The following is a 3,319-nucleotide window of genomic DNA, read 5'->3' as shown; positions in this document are numbered from 1 at the left end:
ACATTCTGTCTTATGTCGATGAAATGGGCCCGATCAAGGTCCGAAATATCCTCCTGGTGGTGATCGATGATAATATCAACCGGCATTGAATGAATGAGACCATTATTGGCTCCTGGTCCTTTGCTGTCAACAAGAGCGATGTGTGTACACTCATTCAATGTTTCCGGTTTGAGTTTCTCCATTCTGATATCAAGGAGATTTACTAAGGTCCGGTTCTCCTGGTGCCCGATGATACCATCATAGATGATCCGTGTCTCCAGATTTGGATTTGCCCGTTTTGCAATCGCTGAGAGGGCCATCGCACTTGCAATGGCATCCGGGTCAGGATTGGTATGCGTCACAATACCAAATACTCCTGACCAGGATGCAAGGAGAGCATAGAGATCGCGGGATACGTTATGTTTTTCAAGCTGGTGTAAATGTTCGATGGCAGCTCGTGCAACCACATGCTGTGGGTAGAGAACAAGGTCCGCGCCCTCCTTCATCAAAAGTTTTTCATTGATGGGATCCTGCGCACGGGCCACAATGTGAACCCGTGGATAAAGTCGCCTGACCGTTTTCAGACCGGTAATATTTGCCTCATGATTGTCACTGACCACAAAGGCGATATCAAACGGGTCTATTCCCTGAAGCATGTCAGGATCGGTGAGATCCCGAAGAAATGCTTCAATCTTCTGCTCCCGTAGTTCCTGAACACGTTCAGGATTGCTGTCCATACAGAGCAGTCTGCCACCTTCTTTTTTCAATTCTTCAAGGATTAGATATCCTACACTCCCACAACCGCATATAAGGTAGGTTCTGATCCCAGGTGACGCTGCCGGGCTGAATCCAGGCATATTCAGGTATAGGTTGGATTATAGAGGTATAAAGGGACGCAAGAAAACTATATATATTTGAATCACTAACATGTTATGGCACAACGGGTCTGTAGCTTAGTCGGTAGAGCGGCGGACTCTTAATCCGCAGGCCAGGGGTTCGAGTCCCTTCAGGCCCGCTCGTTGTTTCTTTTTGAATTTTTTAACAATCGGTTATTTATTGTTCTCTCTCAAAAAATTCTCTGATGACTGGAACAGAACCAGAATACGTTGAAGTCACATGTCAGCACTGTGAAGGTGCCGGATGCTGTTTTTGCAATTTAAAAGGGCAGGTTTTGGTAACCTGGCCTGAGAAGATGTGTCGTCATTGTAATGGGGCCGGCTGTATCTATTGCGGGTATACCGGATGGGGTGGTCTCAAAGGAAAATACGATTAATATCAGTATGATAATCACCATACGGAATTCTGATATGTATTTCAGAACACTCTAAATACAAAACCAGTGGGGAAAGGGGGGATATGAAGACAATTTTCAGACCAAATCCGGAACGAATGAGACTTAAAGGGGATTTGAAAGGTCTTCTCCGGTTATTGGATAGCAAATATGATACTTCCATACGGAAAGAGGCAATATTAGCACTCGGACGGATGAAGACGCCGGTTGCAGTGGGCGAACTCATTAGGCTATTTCAGGATTCTGATTATGGGATCAGAACTGCCGCGTCACATGCGCTGGTTCAGATCGGATCAGAGGCCATTCAGTCGTTGATTTTTGCATTATCGACATGTGATGAACAGACCGCCCGGATGATTCATACGACACTGACCGCAATGGGAGACGAGGCAGCAAGAGAGATTGTAAACCAGATACATTCCCTGCAGGGGATTGGATACGAACGGGCCGGATATATCCTTAATTCTATGGGTACACGGATTATTCCGATATTAATTGATGCGTACGGCACATCGGATCAGACAACTATCCGGTTTATTGAAGGGCTTTTTGAGTCATTCGGAAAATCAGCGGTTCATCCGCTTATCAAAGGTCTCGCTCATGACCATGAAGATGTCAGGGCCCGAATCGCTGCATATCTTATCATCCTTGGTGATCAGGTCGTTTTAGATCTGCTCAGTTCGTGCGGACAGGATGAGGAATGGCTTCGTGAACTGAAATTTTACATAATCAGTGAGATTGGAAAGCCTGCTCTGGATCCCCTTTATCAGGCCTTAAAAGATCCAAATCCTGTCACCTCCTCGATGGCCCAGAAGGCATTCCTTGAGTTTGGCGAGTCTGCGTTCGTTCCTCTTATTGCAGGATTGTATGATCAGGACCCGGAAGTCCGGAAAGTCTCGGAAAATGCGCTGACCAGGATAGGAGAGCCAGTTATACCTCATCTGTTGGAAGAACTGGCAATCCGCCGTGATACTGAACGTGAACCCATAATCTCCGTAGTGCACCACATTGGTGAGCCTGCTATCCCGTACCTTATTGAAAACCTGAACCGGTCGAAAGGTGAGCGTTCAAAACTGATGGTTCAGATTCTGTCCCGCATGGGGGCGGTAACCATCCCCTTCCTTATCAGTTCAGTACAGAATCAGACAGATACAACCGCACTCAAAGAGGCATTTCTCTCAATGGGAAGACTTGCATTTCCTTTTCTGGAGGAGGCCTCAGAACGTGAACGGGGAAAAACAGCGGTATTTGCTCTTGATCTTCTCATTCAGATAGATCCAGTCCGGTCAATTGAACCATTAATAACCGCATTGTACCATCCCGATCGGGATGTCAGGGAGACTGCTTTGGAGAACCTTATACGATCTGGTGAGATTGCCGTCCCGCGTCTGATCCAGGTTCTCGGGTCAGGTAACGAAGAGGCTGTTGACCTTGCCCGTATGGCCCTCATCAGGGATGGTGAGATGGCTGTTCCCCATCTGGTTGACTCCCTTTCAGATTCGATGGGTGCAAACCATGCTATAGTCCTGGAGATTCTACGAGAGAATAAGACTGCTGCACTGCCCTATCTGATCCCCTTCATGATCCCCGGAAAGGAAGGTCATGAGGAAGCGATGACTCTGATTACAGAACTGGGAGCTGATGCAACTGCCTCCCTCATTTCTGCCCTCCCCGGAAGTGGACCTGAGCTCACAAAAGAGATCAAAATGTATCTGACCGGATTATTTCATCAGGATCCCAAAAAATTTATTCATCGACTTTTTGCCGGTCAGGTACCTGATACCGAACTGTTGTTTGAACTTTTTCATTCGTCTCCGGAAATTGTTATTCCGGAATTAATCGAAATCTTCCAGGAAGATGATGGATCACGGGCACTTATCGCAGGAGATCTGCTCTCCCGTTTTGGAAAAGACGCAATTGTACCGTTTCTCAATGCACTTCGGAATGAGTCAGATGATGATCGGAAGCTTGAGATTACCAGTTTTCTCATTCGCATCGGTCCTGATGCCATACCCGACCTGGTAGCGTGTCTTCGTGATGAAGAGATTG

The 3,319-nt window shown here is 46.9% G+C and carries 2 protein-coding genes and 1 tRNA gene; 2 read left to right on the top strand and 1 reads right to left on the bottom strand.

All coding sequences use genetic code 11. The annotated features are described in order from the left end of the window. On the bottom strand, nt 1–836 hold an 836-nt coding region (locus PLA23_RS11790), incomplete at its 3' end, for a DHH family phosphoesterase (RefSeq protein WP_324475303.1). Nucleotides 837–921: 85 nt separating this feature from the next. Here PLA23_RS11790 and PLA23_RS11785 point away from each other — a divergent pair. Beyond that, nucleotides 922–994: transfer RNA gene (locus PLA23_RS11785), tRNA-Lys, on the top strand. A gap of 341 nt (nt 995–1,335) precedes the next feature. Continuing rightward, nucleotides 1,336–3,319, top strand: a 1,984-nt coding sequence (locus PLA23_RS11780; RefSeq protein WP_324475302.1) for a HEAT repeat domain-containing protein, incomplete at its 3' end; no start/stop codon positions are given.

Origin of the sequence: Methanospirillum sp. (assembly GCF_035406105.1) — an archaeon.
Lineage (GTDB): Archaea > Halobacteriota > Methanomicrobia > Methanomicrobiales > Methanospirillaceae > Methanospirillum.
Note: the sequence above shows the minus strand (reverse complement) of the source record. Positions and strands in the feature narration are given on the sequence as shown.